The organism is Lachnoanaerobaculum sp., assembly GCF_057250505.1.
Genome location: NZ_DBHIEQ010000004.1, coordinates 97,911 through 118,531 on the forward strand (window position 1 = coordinate 97,911; position 20,621 = coordinate 118,531).

15 protein-coding genes and 1 pseudogene are annotated in these 20,621 nt (G+C 36.7%); 1 reads left to right on the top strand and 15 read right to left on the bottom strand.

Annotated elements, in window-relative coordinates:
• Positions 1-13: 13 nt before the first annotated feature.
• From ACO6FI_RS03130 to ACO6FI_RS03145, 4 genes are read right to left on the bottom strand one after another with little or no spacing between them, the layout of a single operon-like run.
• A complete protein-coding gene (locus tag ACO6FI_RS03130; RefSeq protein ID WP_485456068.1) occupies positions 14-178 on the bottom strand; it encodes a hypothetical protein in 165 nt (54 codons plus the stop codon).
• Positions 168-2,324 carry a DEAD/DEAH box helicase family protein gene (locus ACO6FI_RS03135; protein ID WP_485456069.1) on the bottom strand — a complete coding sequence of 719 codons (2,157 nt, stop codon included), beginning with the start codon at positions 2,322-2,324 and terminating at the stop codon, positions 168-170. The genes ACO6FI_RS03130 and ACO6FI_RS03135 overlap by 11 nt, the downstream gene beginning before the upstream one ends.
• Before the next feature lie 17 nt (positions 2,325-2,341).
• Positions 2,342-3,487 (bottom strand): aminotransferase class V-fold PLP-dependent enzyme, encoded by a 1,146-nt coding sequence (locus tag ACO6FI_RS03140; RefSeq protein WP_485456070.1) that lies wholly within the window; start codon positions 3,485-3,487, stop codon positions 2,342-2,344.
• A gap of 12 nt (positions 3,488-3,499) precedes the next feature.
• Positions 3,500-7,120 carry a restriction endonuclease subunit S gene (locus ACO6FI_RS03145; protein ID WP_485456071.1) on the bottom strand — a complete coding sequence of 1,207 codons (3,621 nt, stop codon included), beginning with the start codon at positions 7,118-7,120 and terminating at the stop codon, positions 3,500-3,502.
• A gap of 316 nt (positions 7,121-7,436) precedes the next feature.
• On the opposite strand from ACO6FI_RS03145, the gene ACO6FI_RS03150 reads away from it, so the two are divergent.
• Positions 7,437-8,684 carry an IS110 family RNA-guided transposase gene (locus ACO6FI_RS03150; RefSeq protein ID WP_485456072.1) on the top strand — a complete coding sequence of 416 codons (1,248 nt, stop codon included), beginning with the start codon at positions 7,437-7,439 and terminating at the stop codon, positions 8,682-8,684.
• Positions 8,685-8,792: 108 nt separating this feature from the next.
• On the opposite strand, the gene ACO6FI_RS03155 is transcribed toward ACO6FI_RS03150, so the two are convergent.
• The 11 genes and pseudogenes from ACO6FI_RS03155 to ACO6FI_RS03205 all read right to left on the bottom strand — a co-directional run.
• The gene (locus ACO6FI_RS03155; RefSeq protein WP_485456073.1) at positions 8,793-9,686 is read right to left on the bottom strand and encodes a DUF4007 family protein; all 894 of its coding nucleotides are present in this window, start codon (positions 9,684-9,686) and stop codon (positions 8,793-8,795) included.
• 28 nt (positions 9,687-9,714) lie between these two features.
• Complete coding sequence (locus ACO6FI_RS03160; protein ID WP_485456074.1) at positions 9,715-11,430, bottom strand: phosphoadenosine phosphosulfate reductase domain-containing protein; 1,716 nt, start codon at positions 11,428-11,430, stop codon at positions 9,715-9,717.
• Between the two features lie 53 nt (positions 11,431-11,483).
• On the bottom strand, positions 11,484-11,615 hold the full coding sequence (locus ACO6FI_RS03165; protein ID WP_485456075.1) for a helix-turn-helix domain-containing protein: 132 nt from the start codon (positions 11,613-11,615) through the stop codon (positions 11,484-11,486).
• Between the two features lie 359 nt (positions 11,616-11,974).
• Positions 11,975-12,367, bottom strand: a complete 393-nt coding sequence (gene rpsI, locus ACO6FI_RS03170; RefSeq protein ID WP_007590784.1) for a 30S ribosomal protein S9 — start codon at positions 12,365-12,367, stop codon at positions 11,975-11,977.
• Between the two features lie 23 nt (positions 12,368-12,390).
• Positions 12,391-12,825, bottom strand: coding sequence for a 50S ribosomal protein L13 (rplM, locus tag ACO6FI_RS03175; protein WP_009446476.1), 435 nt, complete (start codon positions 12,823-12,825; stop codon positions 12,391-12,393).
• Between the two features lie 130 nt (positions 12,826-12,955).
• Positions 12,956-14,614, bottom strand: a complete 1,659-nt coding sequence (locus ACO6FI_RS03180; protein ID WP_485456076.1) for an ABC transporter ATP-binding protein — start codon at positions 14,612-14,614, stop codon at positions 12,956-12,958.
• A 1-nt stretch (position 14,615) separates the two neighbouring features.
• Positions 14,616-16,412, bottom strand: coding sequence for an ABC transporter permease (locus ACO6FI_RS03185; RefSeq protein WP_242867619.1), 1,797 nt, complete (start codon positions 16,410-16,412; stop codon positions 14,616-14,618).
• Between the two features lie 45 nt (positions 16,413-16,457).
• Positions 16,458-17,858, bottom strand: a complete 1,401-nt coding sequence (locus tag ACO6FI_RS03190) for a hypothetical protein (RefSeq protein ID WP_124951068.1) — start codon at positions 17,856-17,858, stop codon at positions 16,458-16,460.
• Between the two features lie 339 nt (positions 17,859-18,197).
• Complete coding sequence (locus ACO6FI_RS03195; RefSeq protein ID WP_485456077.1) at positions 18,198-18,722, bottom strand: adenine phosphoribosyltransferase; 525 nt, start codon at positions 18,720-18,722, stop codon at positions 18,198-18,200.
• 80 nt (positions 18,723-18,802) lie between these two features.
• Positions 18,803-20,050, bottom strand: coding sequence for a serine hydroxymethyltransferase (glyA, locus tag ACO6FI_RS03200; protein ID WP_485456078.1), 1,248 nt, complete (start codon positions 20,048-20,050; stop codon positions 18,803-18,805).
• Positions 20,051-20,119: 69 nt separating this feature from the next.
• Positions 20,120-20,621: pseudogene (locus tag ACO6FI_RS03205) on the bottom strand (single-stranded-DNA-specific exonuclease RecJ); the annotation flags it as partial.

Below are 20,621 nucleotides of genomic sequence, written 5' to 3' on the forward strand. Positions count from 1 at the left end.
CTTTTATCCCCCCTTATTCTGCATTTTTCTCGATAATACGGCATAGTGCTTTAACCATATCTTGAGTTGTGTACTTACCCGTTTTGATGTTATTTCTTTCGGCAGAAATTATTAGTTTCTTAATTTGTGTAAGCTTCTTCTCATCAATTTCAATTTTATTAATCTCATCAGATAACATCACTATTTCCCTCCTCTTCCATCAAATCCTGTTCCGTTATATTGAATGCATGTTTTAAATCATACATTAGGTCATATGTGTTTGATGGATTCTCAGATATTTGTGCAAAATCCATCATTCTGATTAATTCTCTCTTCACCAACCCTTTTGTTGATTCAATAAGCTCCTCGCTTTGAAGAGATAAACTATCTAGTTCGAAAGGAAGAGTAACAAAATCATATATTACTGCATAATCTTTGCCTGGAAATTTCCGAAGCACCCTTCCCCTTCTTTGTATATATTCCTTAGGATTTGTACTGCTTGCCAAGATAAACGCTGTTTTTATACTCGGAATATTTACGCCTTCATCTAGACACTTAATTGCCACAAGTGTCTGGAGAGTTTCACCATCTGCAAATGCATCTCTAATTTGGGAACGTTCTTGGGCAGATTCTTGTGAGGTGAATCTGCCAACACGCATATTCATTTTATTTCCCAACAAGTCTGTTACTAAATCTATTTGTCTTTTACCAAAATCTAAGTCCTCAGTATCATCTTCTTTTACAGTGGTTGCTCCGCAATAAACCAACAGATACTTATCGTTAACGTGGTTTTTCATTGTTTCCTCAAGTGCACCGAGTTTGCTTCTTGCGCCTGCAATGATTCTTGATCTTTTTATCAGTAACTGTTTAACGTACTCCGAATGAACAACTTTTCCTTTTCTCTTAGTAATCGATTTTGCGATTTGAGAAGTTAAAACAATATATTTTTCTAATTCTTCTTCATCAAGACTTGTCAATACAGGATAATAGTAATATCTTGTAAGCATTCTATTTTCGATTGCATCTTTCAATGAATACTCTATGCATTTACTACCAAAATATTTTGATAAAGCTTCTGTTCCTTCTTCATCATTATGTCTATCAATAGTTGCAGAGAGCCCTAATCTAAATCTAATATCCTTTGGCAAATTTTTTCTATAATTATAAGCACCTATATTATGAGCTTCGTCTACCACAAATACTGTATCTTCGCTCAGTAATTTAATCTGCTCTTGAACTTTCTTTGTTACAAAAGATGCATTAGTTGTCACAAAGCAAAAATGATTTGAAACTCTTAAGTTAAATGAGCGTACCGCTTGTTCAAGCATCTTCTTCCAATTCTTTTGTTTCGAAGACGAATAGCCAATAATTAGTCTCATTCCAAATTTAACGATATCTTCAACCCATTGCTCAACCAAATGCTGATATGGACACAAAATGATTACAGCAAGTCTTTTATGATTATTACGGTATAAATCTTCTATGCTTGCTAGTGCAGTCAATGTCTTTCCTGTACCTGTTGCCATATCATAAATGCCAGAATAGCCATTTTCTCGCCATTTTTTTATAGCTTCTGTTTGGTACGGACGAATCGAAAAATCTTCTGGTAGATAGATATCATCTTTTGAATAGGATTCCGTAATAATATTATTTTTCTCTTCTATAATGGTGTTAGATAAAGGTGGATTGTACTCATATAATTTTCGTTTGACTGCATCAGGAAAATCAATTGTTTCAATTCCAGGTTCATAACCTTCCCAGATAGCCTTAAATGCTATCTTCTTTTGTAACACCCTTTCATCATCATTACTCCATGAACAAAATACATCAAACGATTCATAATTTCCTCGAAAAGCATTATCACTTTCATTCATAGATCCAGAAAATGCAACAACATCTCCATTTTCATCTGTTATGATTCCCATTTTTTCATGGTACATAGCCATTGAATTATTTGATGATACAAAGGCAATTCGAATATCCAAAATTCCCTCTGATATGAGTTGTGCTATATATGATAGACTTTCCTTTTCTGCCACTATATCAGGATCGACCACTTCTCTCAGCAACGCATTTTCAATTATCCTCCTTACTTCATAGCCTTTTTGAATGTCTTCTATATCTTCCTTTGTTAATCTTGGAGAAGCAACGACTTGGATTTTTCCACCATTCTTTATCAATCCTTCAATTCCGGAGGAAATAGCAATTAATGCTGATGATGAGAAAAATCCAACTGCTCTTTGATATAAAATAGACTCGTTCAATAAGGGAACATAAAACTCCATAATGACGTCATCGATTAAAGATCTATATTCTTTTTTTATATCCAAGTCTTTAAGTCCCATGATTACATTCCCTTCCGCTATATTTCTTCATCAATTTTCTCAAGTGCTTCTTTCAGGCATTCAAAATCAGTATCTGAAGTAAAATAGCTCACGCTAAATCGAATTGTTCCTACTGGAAAAGTATTCATAAATTTGTGTGCCAAAGGTGCACATTCCAATCCAGTTCTTACTGCAATCCCTAATCTGTCAAATACTTTACTTACACTATCACTACTTATTCCATCAATAACACATGAAACAATTCCAACATACTTATTGGTTTCTTTGTTTCCAATAATATGAAGCCAAGAGTATTCAGAAAGCACATTAATAAGTTTTTTGCGATGTTCCATCTCTTGCTTGTACAGTGATTCAATCCTAACTTCTTCAATCCATTGTAATGCAGCATTAAGTCCAGCAATTCCCACTGTATTAAATGTTCCCATCTCATATTTTTCAGGCAAACTATCCGGCATATTTTGATTAGCTGAATCATAGCCTGTTCCCCCAAACAGTACCGGTGGAAGTTCGATTTGCTTATTCATCACAAAACCTGCTATTCCAGTTGGTCCATAAAGCGTTTTGTGTCCATCAAACACAGCGAAATCAATTAAATTAGAACCAACATTTAAATCAATTAATCCTGCTGTCTGAGCCATATCAACTAATGTCAGTGCCCCATGCTTTTTCGCGAGCATAAAAACATCTTCTATTGGTGATATAATTCCAAACACATTACTTGCATGACTGATAATCACAAATTCTGGCTTAGTATCATCGAATTGGTATCGAATCTTCTCCAAATTGAATTTCAAATCGGAATCTACTGCAAGAACATGAACCCTCACAAGATTTTGTTCATCAAAATTATGTAGAGTTCTAGTTACAGAATTATGTTCAAAAGGGGAAATGTATATATCCTTTATTCCTTTTTTAATAATCCCTTGAATAATCATATTTAGTGCTATTGTTGCAGTATTTGTAAATATTACCTGCTTCTGTTCACAATGGAGTAACCATTGTATTCTTTTTCTTGTATCCGCAATCAACGCTCCAGTTGACATAGCAAGGGTATATTGGCCCCTTCCGGCACTCGCTCCACTTCCACGGTAAAACTCGTCCATAAAGGTGTACACTCTTTCCGGTTTAGGGTATGTAGTTGATGCATTGTCGAAATAAGCCATAATATGTCCCCCTTAACACAATTCTTTAAGTACATCAATTAGTATCTGTCGCTTCTCTTGTTCAGTAATGGAATGTCCCATTGAACTCAAAGCAGCAGTTATTTGGTTATATAAAAGTTTGCCTCTTTTACTTGTTTCAACGCTTTCAAAACGTTTTGTAATAGTTTCTCCGCTTTCTCCCATAAATGAGATCTGGTAGGATTTTGAATCATCAGGATTTTCTCCCTTCAATCTTTCTTTCGAATCAAATGACTCTGCTGTTTCTTTATATTGATTTAGCGTACTAAAAAATTTCTCATGAGTACCATCATCCCAATCCTCTAAGCGTAGACCAGTAACTAATTTTGCAAGACATGAAATAAACATATCCTCATCATTTGTTACTGTTTTAAATAATCCTAAACACTTATCCGTACCATCTTTAAACAATTGGTTAAATACCCCATCATTTAAAGATGAACGCCAATCCTCGATAACGGAAGCCAATGACATATGCTTAACCCTGATACGGTGTTCTGGAAGAACAAATGTATCTTTTGTTTTAATCACAAGTTGGTGCTTTAAATTTGAAAGCAACTCATCATAATACTCTTTTGCAGCTGTTATATTTTCATAAGCGCCGAGATTGAATCCATCTGAATACCCAAATGCTCTTGGAATAGCATCAAAAAGTAGTTCTTGACTACCAGTGCTTTGCTTCAAAAGTTTTAAGAAAATTAAATATCTTTTATCTAGTTTCTCATCAAATATATTTTTTTTGCATTCCTTTGAATATTTAGGAAGAGACATGTACCATCTTCTCATTGCCGATGCAACATAGTCGTAGTAATTTATACCTTTCTCTGCTTCAACAATATAAGGTTTAAAAACATTTGAAAGTTTCTTAATGTACTCTTCTTTTTTGGGATTCCAATCTAAATAAGAGAGCTGATAGGCTTTGGGATTTGCTACAATTTGCATCAATGTATCCACATTAAGTGGAACCTGTCCAAATCGATCCAAAACTATTGCTTCTTGTTTATACTCATGAAGTACTGCTGCTAAATAAATTGGAATAAGACCTTGTTTAAGTCCTATATGATTTTCAGGAGAAGTTAGATCGTTAAACAATTCACCAAATTCTTTTTTTCCATCCTGTCGTGTGCTTTGAATGAAACCTTCAATGCAACTTAACATATTGCATATTCTTTTATTTTCTGGTTGTAAATTGATCTGCACATAATCATTTTGTTCAACAAGTATCCCTGTACGAACCAATGCACTTCTCATAATAGATACTTCTTGTCCGCTGCCAGATAATCCAAGATTATGCTCTATTTCATTTCTCAACAAACCTGCAATAATCTTATTTCTACTATTACTTGCTATGGATGTAATTTCATTTCTATTTATTGCTTCGTTATTTATTACTGGCGTTTTGCAATAAATCTCATCGCAAATTGTAGATAATAATCCTGTTAAAGCTGCTTTTCTTGTAATATACTTATTTTTTCCATTGTGAATATAAAAAGCAGCATAATTTTCCGGATGAGTAAACACACTAACATAGCCAGCTAAAACCTCTTGTAAATCATCAAAAATCACAGCATACTCATCAAAAAGCATCGAATCATCTAAAGTGGAATCCCTTAACAATTTCACCGCATTAAATTCTCGAACAATTCCGGTAATATCTTTAAATACTTTAGGAACGATAAATATAACTCTGTCCTTGCTAGCACTCGTCAATTTTAATGATTCACATACTCTTTCAATATCTTCCTGAGATTTTGGAATGACACCATATATGACCCCATCACCATCAATTGACTGAGTCTTCGTTTCCCAATCAACATCGTTTGCCACCTCATCTGAATCAATAAATTCAAAAGCAAAATATCTAGTGATTTCATATTCATCATTATATCGATACGGATACATGTAATTATCAAAATTCATTCCATTAAGCACAGCTTTGATATTTATCTTAGATGCTTGGATCTGTATAGTGTCATTTATTTTCTTTTTAATATCGACACCAGATGTCTGTTTTAATTTCAAAAAGTTATTGTTTCTTTTAAGATAAACAACAAATTCTTCTTCGAGCAGATTCTTTGTTGCCTGCTCAATCTCATCAACAGTATTGCTAACAGAATAAATTCCAATGATTTCATCTAGTGTAGGCTTCAGTTTTTCAAACTGTGACAGCATATAAATCAGCGATATGGTTTTTATAATTTTCTTCTCAAGTTCACCGTCTACAACCTTAGAAAGAATCGATGCTGTCAAAGCATAATTTTGATATACATCACTTCCATAGACTTCTTTTTGAAGCAATGGTTCAAAATAATCGTATATAGCATCAGGTGTCAGAACACTAAAATTAGAGTCATTATGGTTATTTAAAAAATTCGATAATGTGTTGGCACCGTTTGCAGACAAAAATGTAAATAATGTTCGTTCATTCTGTGCAATCCGTTCAGACAGTCTCGGTAAAATATATGTAGAAACCGGGTGCAAAGGATAACACGCTCTGATTACATGATCCTCTACCTTTCCATCCACATCATCAAAAATTGGATGCCTTTCATATCTGAAATTTAAATTTGCAAAATCCCCTTTATGATTAAGAACAAAATTAGACCATTTCCTCTCATTCTTATGAATAACTGTCGATATGATTTCATAAGTCTGAGTGAAATTATTGCTCAAACGTATGTGACGGAAGCGTTCAGAAACTCCTCTCCATCCATCAACCTTTTTCTTTGGCAAGGAATCGATGTAGTTACTTATTTCTTTATGCGAAATAAGCATCACATGAAGTTGAACTTCTCCACTTCTATTACACTTTTCCGCAAAATCCTGAAGCATCTTTGTATCACTAACAGATGCACTGGAAATATTTGCTTCAAGGTATTTGCTAAATTCATCATAAATAACATATATTCCGGTATATCCCTTATCTTTTAAACCTACAGCTACACGTTCGTATAACTCAACAACATCAAATCCCAAAAATGGGTTAAAAATGCTTCCTGAAGTTAATGTTGGGTATGCTTTTTCAAATTTTTCATATGCTTCAACGCTATAGTCTTGTAATAAAGATACCAACTTATTGACCGGCATATTTATTTCGTTTTCTAAAGCTGTATAGGTTGCCGGAAATTCTTTTTCCCATCTTTTTATTGTTTCAACTGCAGCTTTATAATTTGTTTCCGGCATAATATCAAGCAAATCATTCTCAGCCAAAGTTCTTTGAAGGCTATTTAAAAAAGCTTGCGAAATGCTAGTATTACTACCAGAAATGACCACAGGAAGTATCTTATTATTACTCTGATAATATCGTTCTATACCTTGTTTTAACTGCAGTATTTCATCTATTTTGGGCATCATCTTTTCAAACAATGCCAAATCTTTTTTCATTAACATAGATAAAATCATAAGGACAATATGTGATTTACCCTTACCGTATGCACCGATTAAAACACGAGCTCTTTCTGTTGACGTTGGAAGTGTGCTCAACAGAATCTCATCAAGAAGAACGAGCGCAGATTTTGTTGGTATAAAATTTTTTAACTTGTCGTTACTGTTAAGGTCATAACCAATATTCACTGAATATTGAAAGCCTGAAGCAACGGAAATCATTTTACTCATAGTTATTTCCATTCCTTTCGCTTTGCTCAAGGCACAAAACGTTATGAAAATGTTTCCTTGAGCCATTTTTTATTTATAATTCTTCTTGTAGGGAACTCGGTATACTACAAATCACGGGGAGGTGAGTGGGCTGTCCGGCTTGCCGGATGACCGTATACTTATATGTGTAGTACGCCTTTTCAAGCACAAATAAGTGTGTCGTAGAACACGTAATCTTATCTTTGTATAAACAATCTCGTTTATGGCTTAGGCGTTCAGTCAATGCCGTCTCTCCCTATAATCTCTAATGAATCTTCTGATTCTGAAAGGAGTCCCTATGTCTTTAAAAATCGTCTACAAAATCTGTTGTGGTATTGATGTCCACAAGACTTTTGTAGTTGCCTGTATCGCTTCTACAAACGATAAAGGTATAACTTCTTATGAGAGCCACCGGTTTTCTACCTACACGAGCGGTCTGAAAACTTTGTTACAATGGTTACTCAACCGGAATTGCAAGGATGTCTGTATGGAATCTACCGGTAAATACTGGATTCCTGTTTATAACATCTTAGAAAATGACTGTTCGATTGTCCTTGCTCATCCCAAATATGTTAAAGCTATTCGTGGAAAAAAAACTGACAAGAAAGATGCCAAATGGATTGCTGACCTGTTCAAGCATGATCTTGTTGCCGGTAGCTTTATGCCGCCCGCTGACATCCGCCAGCTCCGTGACCTTATGCGTTACCGTTTCAAACTGACCTGCTTTCAATCAAGCGAAAAGAATCGTTTGCAGAACTGTCTCACGGTTTCCAATATCCAGTTGGGAAACGTTGTTTCGGACACCTTCGGCAAATCTGCTCAGGCGATACTGGATAAACTTTTGGAAAATCCCGCAGATACATCTTTTGACCTTGAACCACTTGTTTACAAAAGTTTGAAAAAGAAACTTCCTGAACTCCGTGACGCTATTGACGGTTATATCACACCGGAACAGGTCGGCAAACTTAAGGTGATCAAATCTCATTATGAAAGCCTGGAATCCCGGAAAGCAGAGCTTGAAGAACTCATTCTTGCGCTCGCCGCTCCCTATCAGCAGGAACTTGCCATTCTCCAAACCGCTCCCGGTATCCGTAGCGTCTTTACTGCCATCGGAATTATTTCCGAAATCGGTACCAACATGGAGGCTTTTCCTTCAGCGAAACACTTATGCTCATGGGCCGGTCTTACTCCGACCAACAATGAAAGTGCAGGGAAGAAAAAATCTGTCCGGGTTTCCAAGGCCGGATGCTATATCAAACCTTTACTGGTCCAATGTGCAAATGCTGTTGTTACCAGTAAAAAGCATCTGGAAATTCGCAACCGCTATATCCGTCTCAAAAAGCGTCGCGGTCACAAGAAAGCAATCATTGCCATTGCAAGAATGCTTCTGACTGCATTATATCATATGCTTAAGAATGGTGAAAACTATAATGCGGAACTTTATCGGAAATACGATTTGCCACCTGTTGACCGAGAAATCACGGTAGAACAGGCAATTATAATCGCAAGAAATCAAGGTTATAAAATCAAGTCAGCAACTGCATAGCCTTAACTTTTAATATTCAATTTTTAAAGTAGCCACCGAAAGATGGCTTGTTTGCGATGCGATTAAGGTAATGGATATCCTCTACTTTTCATTTTCAATCTTCTCCTATCAATCGATAATTGAAATGTAGTATTTATCTACATAATACTGGAATGTATCACACTCATTTGTTAATCTAACTATATCTAGACCAGCATTACGAATTATTTTCAGCTCTCCCGTTTTTTCAACTTGATATAAAATATCAAGCATAGTAATAGCGTCTAAATTAAAAACCTTTCCAATATTGCACGGCGAGTTTAATAACTCATTTAATCCAACTTCTTTACGTCCTTGAGCCTGATCCACGATCATTGCAAGAATAACCCAAGAATTAAATAAAGATGCAGGCGGAGTAGTTTTTTTATACAATTTCTTATCTCTTCCAGAGACATCAATCAATCCAAGTTCACCCAAAGGACAGTCTATATTATTTTCCGGAGATACTCGTTTAGGATTTGTTTTAGATCGAGGAACGTATGTATTTACAATGCAAGCAAAATCATCATTTAATGATCTTATTGCCACATCTAAACCACTTTTATCCAAAGAAATATAATTTTGTAGAGATCCAACAAAATCATCTCTGCTAAACTCTGACATATTAAATTCGTTAAAGAAATAGTACCAAGCTGTGGCTTCCTCTTTATTTGTTGCCAGCTTATATTGCAATAATTGTAATGTACCCATTTCTTCAATAAATCTATCATTTTCAAAAACTGACTTTCCCATTTCAGTGAATGACTGTAGGCGTTTCCCTGAATTTGGTTCCGTCGTCAATCCTACGGCCTGAAGCCAGTATCTAAGCGCTTTGACCATGTTTGAACCAATACCCAAAACATCCATAGGATTATCTTCTTTGTCAACAAAGACATCAGGTTTCTGCATGACATATTTCATGCCCTTACTAAGCCAACCTTTCCTTATAAAAAATGTATCATGGGCACGAAATTTCATAGCCATACTTATAACCTCCAACTAAGCATTTCTGCTATTTTGTTCTTAAATATTTATCCATCATACAACCACCATCAAGATATTTTGCAGTCACACACATCTTGCAGTGCACACACTTATTAGGATCTATATAGTAGGAATCTCCATTAATTGATATTGCTCCTGATCGACAAATTGATTCACATTTTAAGCATTTTCTACATGCATTAAACTTTCTCACCTGGTACGCTGCCATTCTCTGCAAATCATCATGATCCTGCACATTCATTGTCTTAATTTTTGCAGAATATTCATATTCTTCTTGACCAAACGGTTGTATCGACAGTATTGGCACATTTGTCCTTACATCTAAAACCAAAATCTCATTTAGTAGTTTATTACCCAATTCAGGTGCAACCCTTCCAAACGGTACAAACATCCCAATAAACTCCTCATCGAAAGGTCTAACCAACCTATATATTTTTGCATGTTCTTCGGCAGTGCAATTTGTAAATTTAATTTTTACATCTGTTGCCGCAGATAGTCCATTGCCTCCCTGTCGAGCTTTCCATTTTCCAGTATCAATATATTCTTCTGCATCCGGCTTTCCAATTTTTTTTGCAAAATCAATCAAAAAATCTCTCCATCTCTTTGACTTTTCTGGCATATATATTCTTGAAAGAAATTGTGCTCTATGATTATTATTTGGACAGCACCAACAGCCAACTCTGTCATAACCCAGTCGATATGCTGTGTTAAAATCAATGTTTTCTGAAAGCAAGTATAGCCATATATCAAGATCTTTCCAGAAAAAGATTGGTGATGCAACGGTCTGCTGTTGAATCTTTACAGATTCTGAATCATCTTCTATTCTATTATATTTGCTACGGCTAACAGATTCCACTTTTCGAATACCATAGAATGTAAGAATCTGTTGATTTCTGTACAAGCTACTTATTACTCTAGTTATTGGACCAGTTTTAAACATTGAACAGCACCAACGCATCATTCTTGCTGGTGGTCCAATGTCTTCACAAACATCATAAAAATCTTGTTCATAATTCTTAGCAATCTGGAAAATTGCCTGCGGGTGTTCTTCAACAAACCGGTCTGCATACTCTATAGTCGAAGGAAATTCTAGTGTTGTGTCCCCAAAAATATGTACAAGACTAGGATTACTCAATGCCTTTGTAACTACATCAGCAGTTACTGTAGAATCTTTTCCCCCTGAGAACGAAATTACAATATGCTCCTCATCGAATTTAGATGCAGCATTTTGAACAAACCTAAATGATTCATCCTTTAAATAGTCCAATCTTCTTTGGTTTGCTTCAATAAACTTCTCTATGTGTTTGTTAAATACTTCATAGGAATTTTTATCTATGTTTGCCTCGTATTTTTTTGTAATGGAATCTGTATCCGCTACTTGAAAGAGCTTGCTTGGAATGGAGTAGCTTTTACCATCTATATAATACCTACTATTTACTGCCCACACAGATTGGTCAGCTAATGAATTAGGTGTCTTATCCAAAAGAATTTCCAATAAAAGTCTTTCTTCAGGAAAAACCGGTCTTAAATCAGTGGTAAGATATTTAATCTTTTTTCCACAGCAAGGACATTCACCCTTATCAGCTTGATTGACTTCTTGAATAACGGGAGTCTTGCACTCATCACACCAGTACACCTCCGTCGGAATATCCTCAATTGTTGCTGTGCCACAAACTGGACAAACATCTTCATTAGTTTCAATATTACAATTTTTACACCACACTTTCCGACACCTCCTTTATGATTATATATGATATTCTGTCCTATATATCGGACTTATTCTCTATCATCTGCCTCAATATCATCAATAGAAACGTTAAGTGCAGCCATTATTTTACATAGCGTATCAGTTGTAACCGTCTCATTTTTTGTAAGTTTCTTCGTATGATATTCACTTATCCCTGCCATTCATTCTAAATCTTTTTTCTTTAGATTTCTATCTAGCAATAGATGCCATAATCTTTTGTAACTAACAGCCATCAGATTCCCTCCACCAATAAAAACAACATTGTCTATCAGGTTCAGCCATGTTCAACTATACTGCCGTTATTCTAACATGAATATATAATTATTTCCACGTTTTAGGTATTTTTTTACCTATGTCAGGAGCGTTTTTATGTATTATCACTCTTTCGCAAACAGTGGGGATGTCAGAAATAGTAGCCAAAGAACTATAAAACCCAACAGATTACAACATCTATTTTGGGTATTAAAAAAAAACCGGAAACTACTTGTTTCCGAGTTTTTTTGATGTTTCCAAAGTGAAATTATCGCTTACTGAACTGTGGTGCTCTTCTCGCTGACTTAAGACCGTATTTCTTACGCTCTTTCATTCTTGGATCTCTTGTAAGGAATCCTGCCTTCTTTAAAGTAGGTCTATATTCCTCATCTGCGTGAAGAAGTGCTCTTGAAATACCGTGTCTGATAGCTCCCGCCTGACCTGTGAAACCACCACCGCAAACATTTACAAGTACATCAAACTTGTTTACATTGTCTGTAGCCACTAAAGGCTGACGAACAACAACCTTCAATGTCTCAAGACCGAAATACTCATCAATATCTCTTTTATTTATTGTTATCTTACCTGTTCCAGGTACAAGATATACTCTGGCGATAGAACTTTTTCTTCTACCTGTTCCGTAAAACTTATCGTTAGTCATACCATTCTCCTTCTTAAAGATTATTAGCCTTTAATTTCCATTACTACCGGCTTCTGTGCCTGATGTCCGTGATTCTCTCCTGCATAGACATGAAGCTTTCTGTACATATCTCTACCAAGCGGTCCCTTAGGAAGCATGCCCTTGATGGCAAGCTCTACAACTCTCTCAGGCTTCTTTGCAAGAAGCTCACGAAGTGTTGTCTCTCTCATACCACCTACATACTCTGAATGGTTGTAATAAATCTTCTGATCTAACTTTTTACCTGTAACCTTTACCTCTGCTGCGTTGATTACGATAACATAATCTCCACAATCAGCATGTGGTGTAAACTCCGGTTTGTTCTTTCCTCTTAATACACTTGCAACTTCTGAAGCAAGTCGTCCCAATGTAGCTCCCTTTGCATCGACAACATACCATTTTCTGTCGATCTTATCCGGATTAGCCATAAAAGTTTTCATTGACTGACCTCCATTAATCTTTTAACTTCGCTTTATATGGATAAATGCTCTCCGGGGCATTGGAATAAGCATCAATCTCTAATGTCACAATTAGTAATTATATTGATTTTTCAGTTGTTTGTCAATACCTCTATTTAATCAATTTTAGCCTTATTTTGCCTGTTGCGATTCTCATTCCTGATTTTCGGTCAAAAAGCAATATATCGTCTCCTGTAAAGTTTATTTTCATATCTTCACCGATCCTGTAAGCGGTATTTCCGAATATTACACTTGTAAGCAAATAATCTCCAAGTCTCAGCTTTAAAGTACTTTCCATACCTGTAGGCATTGCACCGTAAATTGTGGTATGCAGACCTTCTTCACTTGTTATGCCTATGGCTTCAGGCCTTATAGCAAGTACAAAATCTTCATCTGTTACCACCTGCTCGCTTTTTATACTGCTGTCCTCTTCTACAATCTTTGCAATATGATATTTAAACACCTCATCTTTGTTGGACTTCTCTACATAATGTTTGTCCTTCATAAGCTCAGCCTTTTGTTCTTTCTTTTTTTCCAGATCCCTGTCTCTGCCTTTATGCCAATCTGAAATCTTAATATCCTCATTCGGAACAAACTCTATATCTACATTGTCAAAAATTTTTAACTCAATACTTCCGTCGTCTTTTTGAGCTCCCTTTGCATCTATAAAGTTTATAGAAGGATTTCCGACAAAGTCCGCAACGAAAAGATTTTCAGGTCTTCTATAAACTTCAAGCGGTGGAGCGTACTGCTGTAATACACCGTTTTGTACCAGACATATCTTCGTTGCAAGTGTCATTGCCTCCATCTGGTCATGTGTAACATAAACGAAAGTACTGCCTGTTTCCACATGAAGTCTTTGCAATTCATAACGCATCTCAAGCCTCAGCTTTGCATCCAGGTTTGAAAGCGGTTCATCCATAAACAGCACCTGCGGTTTCGGTGCCAAAGTTCTCGCTATTGCAACTCTTTGCTGTTGTCCGCCTGAAAGTTCTGCAGGATACCTGTCCATAAACATACCGATTTTTACTATTCCGGCTACATGTCTAAGTCTTGAATCCATTTCCTCATCTGTAAGCTTACGAACTTCCGTCACAACATTTCCGGCCTTTACAACCTCAAAATCTTTATTTAACTCTTCTCCCTTTGCCTTGTGATTATCTATAATCGCTGCAAGTTTTTTCTCATATTCATCTCTATGCTTTTTTGCAGCCTCATCAGGATTGTCACTTTCATGAATTTTAAACTCAAATACTGTTTTTGCACTGAATATTGACAACTCAAATGCATCTATAAGCTTCACATATGCTCTGTTATTATCAAGCTTACCGTTTTTATCACAGCAATCCGTCACCTCGACCTTTATTCTCTTACCGTTTTGCAATGCTCTTATAATATCGGTACATCTTTTTGCTTCCACGTCTACTACAGGAAGTTCTTCTTTGATGTTTTTCAAACCGAACATTATATTTTGATACACTGTCATATTTGGCCAAAGTGCATAGTTTTGGAATAAGAAACCTACTTTTCTCTTATTCGGCGGCACATTAATACCCTTTTCACTGTCAAACACTACATTATCACCGATAGTTATTCTTCCCTCTGTAGGAGTTTCAAGTCCTGCAATCATACGAAGAATAGTTGTCTTGCCGCAACCCGACGGTCCAAGCAATGTTATGAATGAGTTATCAGGTATTTCAAGACTTAAATTGTCAACACCAAAATAGTTTTTCCATCTTTTTGTAATATTTGTTAATGTAATTGCCGGCATATCAACCTCCTATTCCGTTATCAAGGCTTGAGCCTGTAAGCTTGTCTGCCAATGTATTAAATACAAGTATCGTTACAATTAAAATCAGATTTATAGCACTTGAGAATGCATACAATCCCATCTCGTCAAAATAGTCAAGTGTTGTTGAGAGTATAAATCCCTGTGTACAAAGTAGCAGGAAAAGCGATAACTCTCTGAGGCAAGTCATAAACGGCAAACTAAAACCGCTTATTATAGAAGATTTCTGAATCGGAATTATTATCTTAACCATTCTCTTTACCCAACTTGCATTTTGAATTATCGCAGCCTCCTCAAGCTCATTGCTTATTTGTAACATCGAGTTAAGAGAGGCTCTGCTTGCAAAAGGTATATACTTTATGACACCTGCTATAATAAGAAGATAGTAGGTATTAAAAAGATTTATATGCTCATTTGAAAACAGTATAAAGAATGCCGCACCGACTGCTATAGACGGCATAAGATAAGGCAAGAACGCCATATTGTTGACATAAGCCGCCCACCTTGAACGCCTGTTTTTTGCCACCGCATAGCCGATCAATGTACCGATAGTTCCGGCAATAGCAGCACAGGCAAATGCAAGTAATAAAGTACCCCAAAATGCATGCCATATAGTAGGATTGTAGAGTATACCGTGCTGTCCATATAAGCCGTTTTCAGTCACATTTTCACTTGTAAGCCACCACTTTGTTGTAAGATTTTTAAAGTCATGTGTATACAAGAAGCTGTAATCTCCGGGATTCGGCAGGAATGTCTCAAGTGCAAACAACATTATCGGCCAAATACTTGTAAAGAATGTCATTACAATATAAACCGCTCCGACTACATACTTTCCTGCTTTACCTATATTTATCTTTGAAAGTTGTCCCGACTTTCCTGTTACTGTCGTGTAGTTCTTTCTACTCTTGAGCGAAAGCTGATTCAAAGATAAAATCATTATTCCGAATACCATCATAATGATTGCAAGTATACTTGCTTCACCTGTATACTTACTGTTCAAAGAAATATACTTTGTTGACAATGTAGTCAGTCCAAGATAATGTGGAACCGGGTATGATCCCATTGCAGACCCGAATACAAGCAAAATTGTATTAAGTATTGCAGGTGTTATCATAGGCAATGTAATCATTGTCATAATCTTCCACTTAGGTGTATCAAGTATTGTAGCCGCCTCTTCAAGATTGGCATCCATATTTTTGAATATACCGCCAATCATAATGTATGCAAACGGAGCATAGTGAAGTCCCAGTACTACAGCACTTGGGAACAGTCCCTGACACCACCACTTCGGAAAAGTCACTCCTGTCAGTGAAGCTATAAGCCCGTCGGAAGTTCCCAGTACTGCATTTGAGTTAAACATATTTTGCCATACAACCGCCAAAGTCCACTGTGGCATGATATATGGAAAAATAAATATTGAACTCAAATATTTTTTGAATTTCATATTTGTTCTGGTAACCAAAAACGCAAAAAAGCCGCCATATAAAATGGATATAAGGCAAGTGAATATTGCCAAAAATAATGTATTTATAAGCGGCTTCCACAGATTTGACATTGCAAGCTTACTTGTAAATAAGTCTATATAGTTTACAATGCTGTATCCTGAAGCTTTTCCTGTCAAATGCTGATCAATAGTACCCGGATGTATCTGTAATGTATCCTTTACTATTGCCACAACAGGAGCAACAGTAGAAAATGTCAACATTATTCCGAAAATAAGCAAAATAATATTCTGTGGCTTGCCAAAAAATGTTCTGATTCTATTTTTCAGTATTCCCATAATATTCTCCTTAAAAAGGTGCTGCATTATGCAGCACCCGGTCAATTAATTCTTATCAGAAGCTTTGCTAAGCATTTCAATCCAGTTACCTACAGTAAATGAAACATCTGCACAATACTGAGGATCCTCAAGTACAAGTTCTCCGTCCTTTGTCCACCAGTCATATCCTCTGTCATCTTTAGCAGGGAACTGATCCTCACCTGCTTCATTGTATCCGCCCTTTTGATGCTGATACTTTGCCTCTGTGGCTTCCATTACTTTAGGATTTGAGGAATATCCTCCCATATCCTTTCCCCAAGCACTGAATCCGTCTTCTGTACATGTTATATAAGCTATAAATGCACATGCCGTCCATGGAAGCGGACTGTTCTTTGTAAGGAATAAATAGTGGTTGTATCCGTATCCGCCGATTCCTGTATAGTCGTCCTGATATGCCGCAACTGTTATATTATTTACTGAAACATTAGCCGACTCCTCTACGGAACGAAGCTTTGAATATACAAGAAGTCCCGACTGATCTTTTGCGGATGTATCTACAAGAGTATTACAGATAGGGCCGTCATCTGTCTCCTCCGTATAATTCTCAACCCACAGCTTAATCCATGCCAAAGCGTATTTTCCGTTCTCTGAAAGTCCAAGATCCTTTGCATCCGACTCCTCACCCGCAATAACAGGATCAAAATAAGCTTTCTTTGTCGCATCCAACTTATCATATGCTTCTTTTAGCTTATCGGCATACTCCTCTTTTGTCAGCATATATAAGAAATTCTTTCCTACAAGCTCTGAATCAATATCCATAAACAGCGGATGTGAACCCTCATATACGAAATCCCAACAGTTGGTATATTTTGCATCGCCTGTGTTGTTGAACATAAACACTTTATTCAAAGTCTGAAGCGGTAAGAATCCCTTATAACTGTCCGCGCTTACTCCGTTAGCCTCCGCCCAATCCTTCGGTATAAAAGTCTTCAGTATATTTGTATCCACCATCTTAGTCTGGATCTGATTACCATCCTGAATAAGAGTCATTGCAAATGTACCGCTTGGCTTAAGTGAATCGGCACTCAGCTGCTCAAATATTTTGTTGTTCTTAGGTTGCTGCCACTCAAACTCCATATTGTAGTTAGGATCGATAGTCTTCAAATATGAAATAAACAACGGCAGCGCAGTCTTTCCTCTACTTGAGTTTCCGACTCCGTAAAAAGTCTTACCGTTTGACTCCTCTATCGCCTTTTTTGCAAGTTCCTCAAGACTCATACCTTGAGCTTGTGCGATAATATTATCCACCTCACTCTTTTCAGTATTTGCCGCCTGCTTGGAACCCGAATCCTGTGACTGAGCAGCAGTACTGTCACCTGTAGTCTTTGTGGTACCTGAACCGCATGCTCCCAATGTTGCAACCAACATAGCTGATACAACAGCTAATGCCAAACCTCTTTTTTTCATTTTACCCTCCTATGTTTCCGTCATTATTCAGTGCGTAATAAAATGTCATATATAGTAATAGCAAAGATTTATAAACTTCCACCTCCAAACAATCTCTTTATTTAATTGTATATACAATTAAAACAACTTTAACCATTAAAACATTTTCATAGATCACGTTCACTGAAACTTATGTTCAATTATAGTTTCTTTATATGTTTTTGTCAACAAAATATATTTTATATAAGATTACTTGCTGATTTTCTAACAAAATATATATTTATTTCAATTTTATTTTTTTAACAAAAAAAGGCATAATCCTTGAAATCCAAAGATTATGCCGAATCACCTACCTATATTTTATTTCCCCTCATACTTTATAAGGCTGTCTATATTGTACTTTGAAAGCTTTTCTCTTCCCTTAAGCCCCTCAAGCTCCATTACAAATACAATCTTTACTATCTCGCCGCCAAGGCTCTCCACAAGCTTTGCAATCGCCTCCGTTGTGCCGCCTGTAGCTATCAAATCGTCGACTATTACCACCTTATCGCCGGGCTTTATGGCATCTTTATGGATTTCAATGGTTGCCTTGCCGTACTCAAGGTCATAGTCGATACTTACAGTCTCACATGGAAGTTTTCCCTTTTTTCTGACAGGGATAAACGCCTTATGCTCGGCATAGGCTACCGGTACACCGAAGATAAAGCCTCTTGACTCCGGACCCACTATCATATTGTAGTCAAGTCCCTGCAACTTTCCTCTAAGTTCATCAATACTTAGGCAAAGTCCGTCAGGGTCCTGCAGTATGGTGGTCACATCTCTGAATATAATTCCCGGCTCAGGAAAGTCAGGTATACTTCTTACATATTCTTTCAATTCCTTCATTTTTACACACCGAAGCAGCCCGAAATCCCTTGGGCCGCCCTTTCTAAAAATATAAATTTGCAGACTGCTGCAAATAATTATTACTTATAAATAGGATACTTATCCATAAGCTTTGTAACTTCGGCTCTTATCTCATCAGCCTTTGTATCAAAATCATATGCAGCCATTTTGATAAGTCTTGCTACAGTCTTCATATCCTCTTCCACAAGTCCTCGACTTGTAACTGCAGGTGTACCTATTCTTACACCGCTTGTAGTGAACGGACTCTGCGGATCGTTCGGTACTGTATTCTTGTTCAAAGTGATATATACTTCATCACATTTATTTTGAAGTTCTTTTCCTGTGATGCCTGTTCCCCTTAGGTCAAGAAGCATAAGGTGATTGTCTGTACCTCCTGTAAGGATATTAAATCCCTCGGCTATAAGCGCGTCAGCCAAAGCCTTGGCATTCTTTACCACCTGCTCCTGATACTTTTTAAACTCAGGCTTAAGAGCCTCGCCGAAACAAACCGCCTTTGACGCGATTACATGCTCAAGCGGTCCGCCCTGAATTCCCGGGAAAACAGCCTTGTTAAAGTTAAACTTCTCGGCAGCTTCCTTGTTTGCAAGGATAAGTCCGCCTCTCGGTCCTCTAAGTGTCTTATGTGTTGTAGTGGTTACAACATCAGCTATTCCTATAGGTGACGGATGAAGTCCTGTTGCAACAAGTCCTGCAATATGAGCCATATCCACCATAAGGTATGCGCCGACCTTGTCTGCAACTTCTCTGAATTTCTTAAAGTCGATTACTCTGGCATATGCACTTGCACCTGCTATAATCATCTTAGGCTTATGTTCAATTGCTATTTTCTCAAGCTCATCGTAGTCGATAAATCCCTCATCATTCACACCGTAAGGCACGATATTGAAGTACTTTCCGGAAAAGTTTACAGCTGAACCGTGTGTCAAATGTCCGCCGTGATTAAGATTCATTCCAAGTACTGTATCTCCCGCCTCAAGCATTGCTAAAAATACAGCCATATTTGCCTGTGCTCCCGAATGCGGCTGAACATTGGCATAGTCACAGTTAAAGAGTTTCTTTGCTCTTTCGATAGCAATGCTCTCAACTATATCCACATCCTCACAGCCTCCGTAATATCTCTTTCCCGGATATCCTTCAGCGTATTTATTTGTAAGCACTGTTCCCATTGCCATCATCACAGCTTCCGATACGATATTTTCGGATGCAATAAGTTCAAGATTTCTTCTCTGTCTGTTTGCTTCCTTTTCTACCGCTGTGCCGACCTCAGGGTCAAGTTCTTTTAAAAAGTTCATCACTTCGTTAACCATATCTAACTCTCCTACATAACTGTTTTGTTGCTTCTGAAAGTAAAGTATACAATAAATAAACTCTCATTGCTATATATTTTTTATCTTATAACCGGTTATAATCACTTGCAGACTCTCTCTGCCGCCATACTCATTTATATCAGGATAATATATAATATCTATCTCATTATTACCTTTAAGCTCCTCAAAGAAAGCTTCTCCGTCACAAAAATATATTCCGTCAAGCCTTGTACCGTCATCTTCAAGCACCATCTTTACCACATTTTTATTTTTACCGAGTATATTCTTTGATAATATCTTTATGCCCTTCCTTGCAAACTTAGGCTTCTCATTCTTATTTCCATAAGGCTCCAGCTTTTCAAGTTCTCTTACAAAGTCAAGACTGATATATGAAAAAGGCAAAGGTACATCAATCCATATCTTTTGTATAAAATCTTCTTTTGTAAGCTTTGAGTTTTTATTCAATCTTTTTCTGAATTCATCAAGTCTGTCCTTTTTTAAGCTCATACCTGCCGCCATATGATGTCCGCCGAACTTTTCAAATATATCTTTGACTTCATATAGCGCTTCA

Excerpts from the sequence above, each read along its gene's own strand:
- ACO6FI_RS03130 (WP_485456068.1), bottom strand. The coding sequence starts at position 178 with ATGTTATCTGATGAGATTAATAAAATTGAAATTGATGAGAAGAAGCTT.
- ACO6FI_RS03135 (WP_485456069.1), bottom strand. The coding sequence starts at position 2,324 with ATGGGACTTAAAGACTTGGATATAAAAAAAGAATATAGATCTTTAATC.
- ACO6FI_RS03140 (WP_485456070.1), bottom strand. The coding sequence starts at position 3,487 with ATGGCTTATTTCGACAATGCATCAACTACATACCCTAAACCGGAAAGA.
- ACO6FI_RS03145 (WP_485456071.1), bottom strand. The coding sequence starts at position 7,120 with ATGAGTAAAATGATTTCCGTTGCTTCAGGCTTTCAATATTCAGTGAAT.
- ACO6FI_RS03150 (WP_485456072.1), top strand. The coding sequence starts at position 7,437 with ATGTCTTTAAAAATCGTCTACAAAATCTGTTGTGGTATTGATGTCCAC.
- ACO6FI_RS03155 (WP_485456073.1), bottom strand. The coding sequence starts at position 9,686 with ATGGCTATGAAATTTCGTGCCCATGATACATTTTTTATAAGGAAAGGT.
- ACO6FI_RS03165 (WP_485456075.1), bottom strand. The coding sequence starts at position 11,615 with ATGGCAGGGATAAGTGAATATCATACGAAGAAACTTACAAAAAATGAG.
- rpsI (WP_007590784.1), bottom strand. The coding sequence starts at position 12,367 with ATGACTAACGATAAGTTTTACGGAACAGGTAGAAGAAAAAGTTCTATC.
- rplM (WP_009446476.1), bottom strand. The coding sequence starts at position 12,825 with ATGAAAACTTTTATGGCTAATCCGGATAAGATCGACAGAAAATGGTAT.
- ACO6FI_RS03180 (WP_485456076.1), bottom strand. The coding sequence starts at position 14,614 with ATGCCGGCAATTACATTAACAAATATTACAAAAAGATGGAAAAACTAT.
- ACO6FI_RS03185 (WP_242867619.1), bottom strand. The coding sequence starts at position 16,412 with ATGGGAATACTGAAAAATAGAATCAGAACATTTTTTGGCAAGCCACAG.
- ACO6FI_RS03190 (WP_124951068.1), bottom strand. The coding sequence starts at position 17,858 with ATGAAAAAAAGAGGTTTGGCATTAGCTGTTGTATCAGCTATGTTGGTT.
- ACO6FI_RS03195 (WP_485456077.1), bottom strand. The coding sequence starts at position 18,722 with ATGAAGGAATTGAAAGAATATGTAAGAAGTATACCTGACTTTCCTGAG.
- glyA (WP_485456078.1), bottom strand. The coding sequence starts at position 20,050 with ATGGTTAACGAAGTGATGAACTTTTTAAAAGAACTTGACCCTGAGGTC.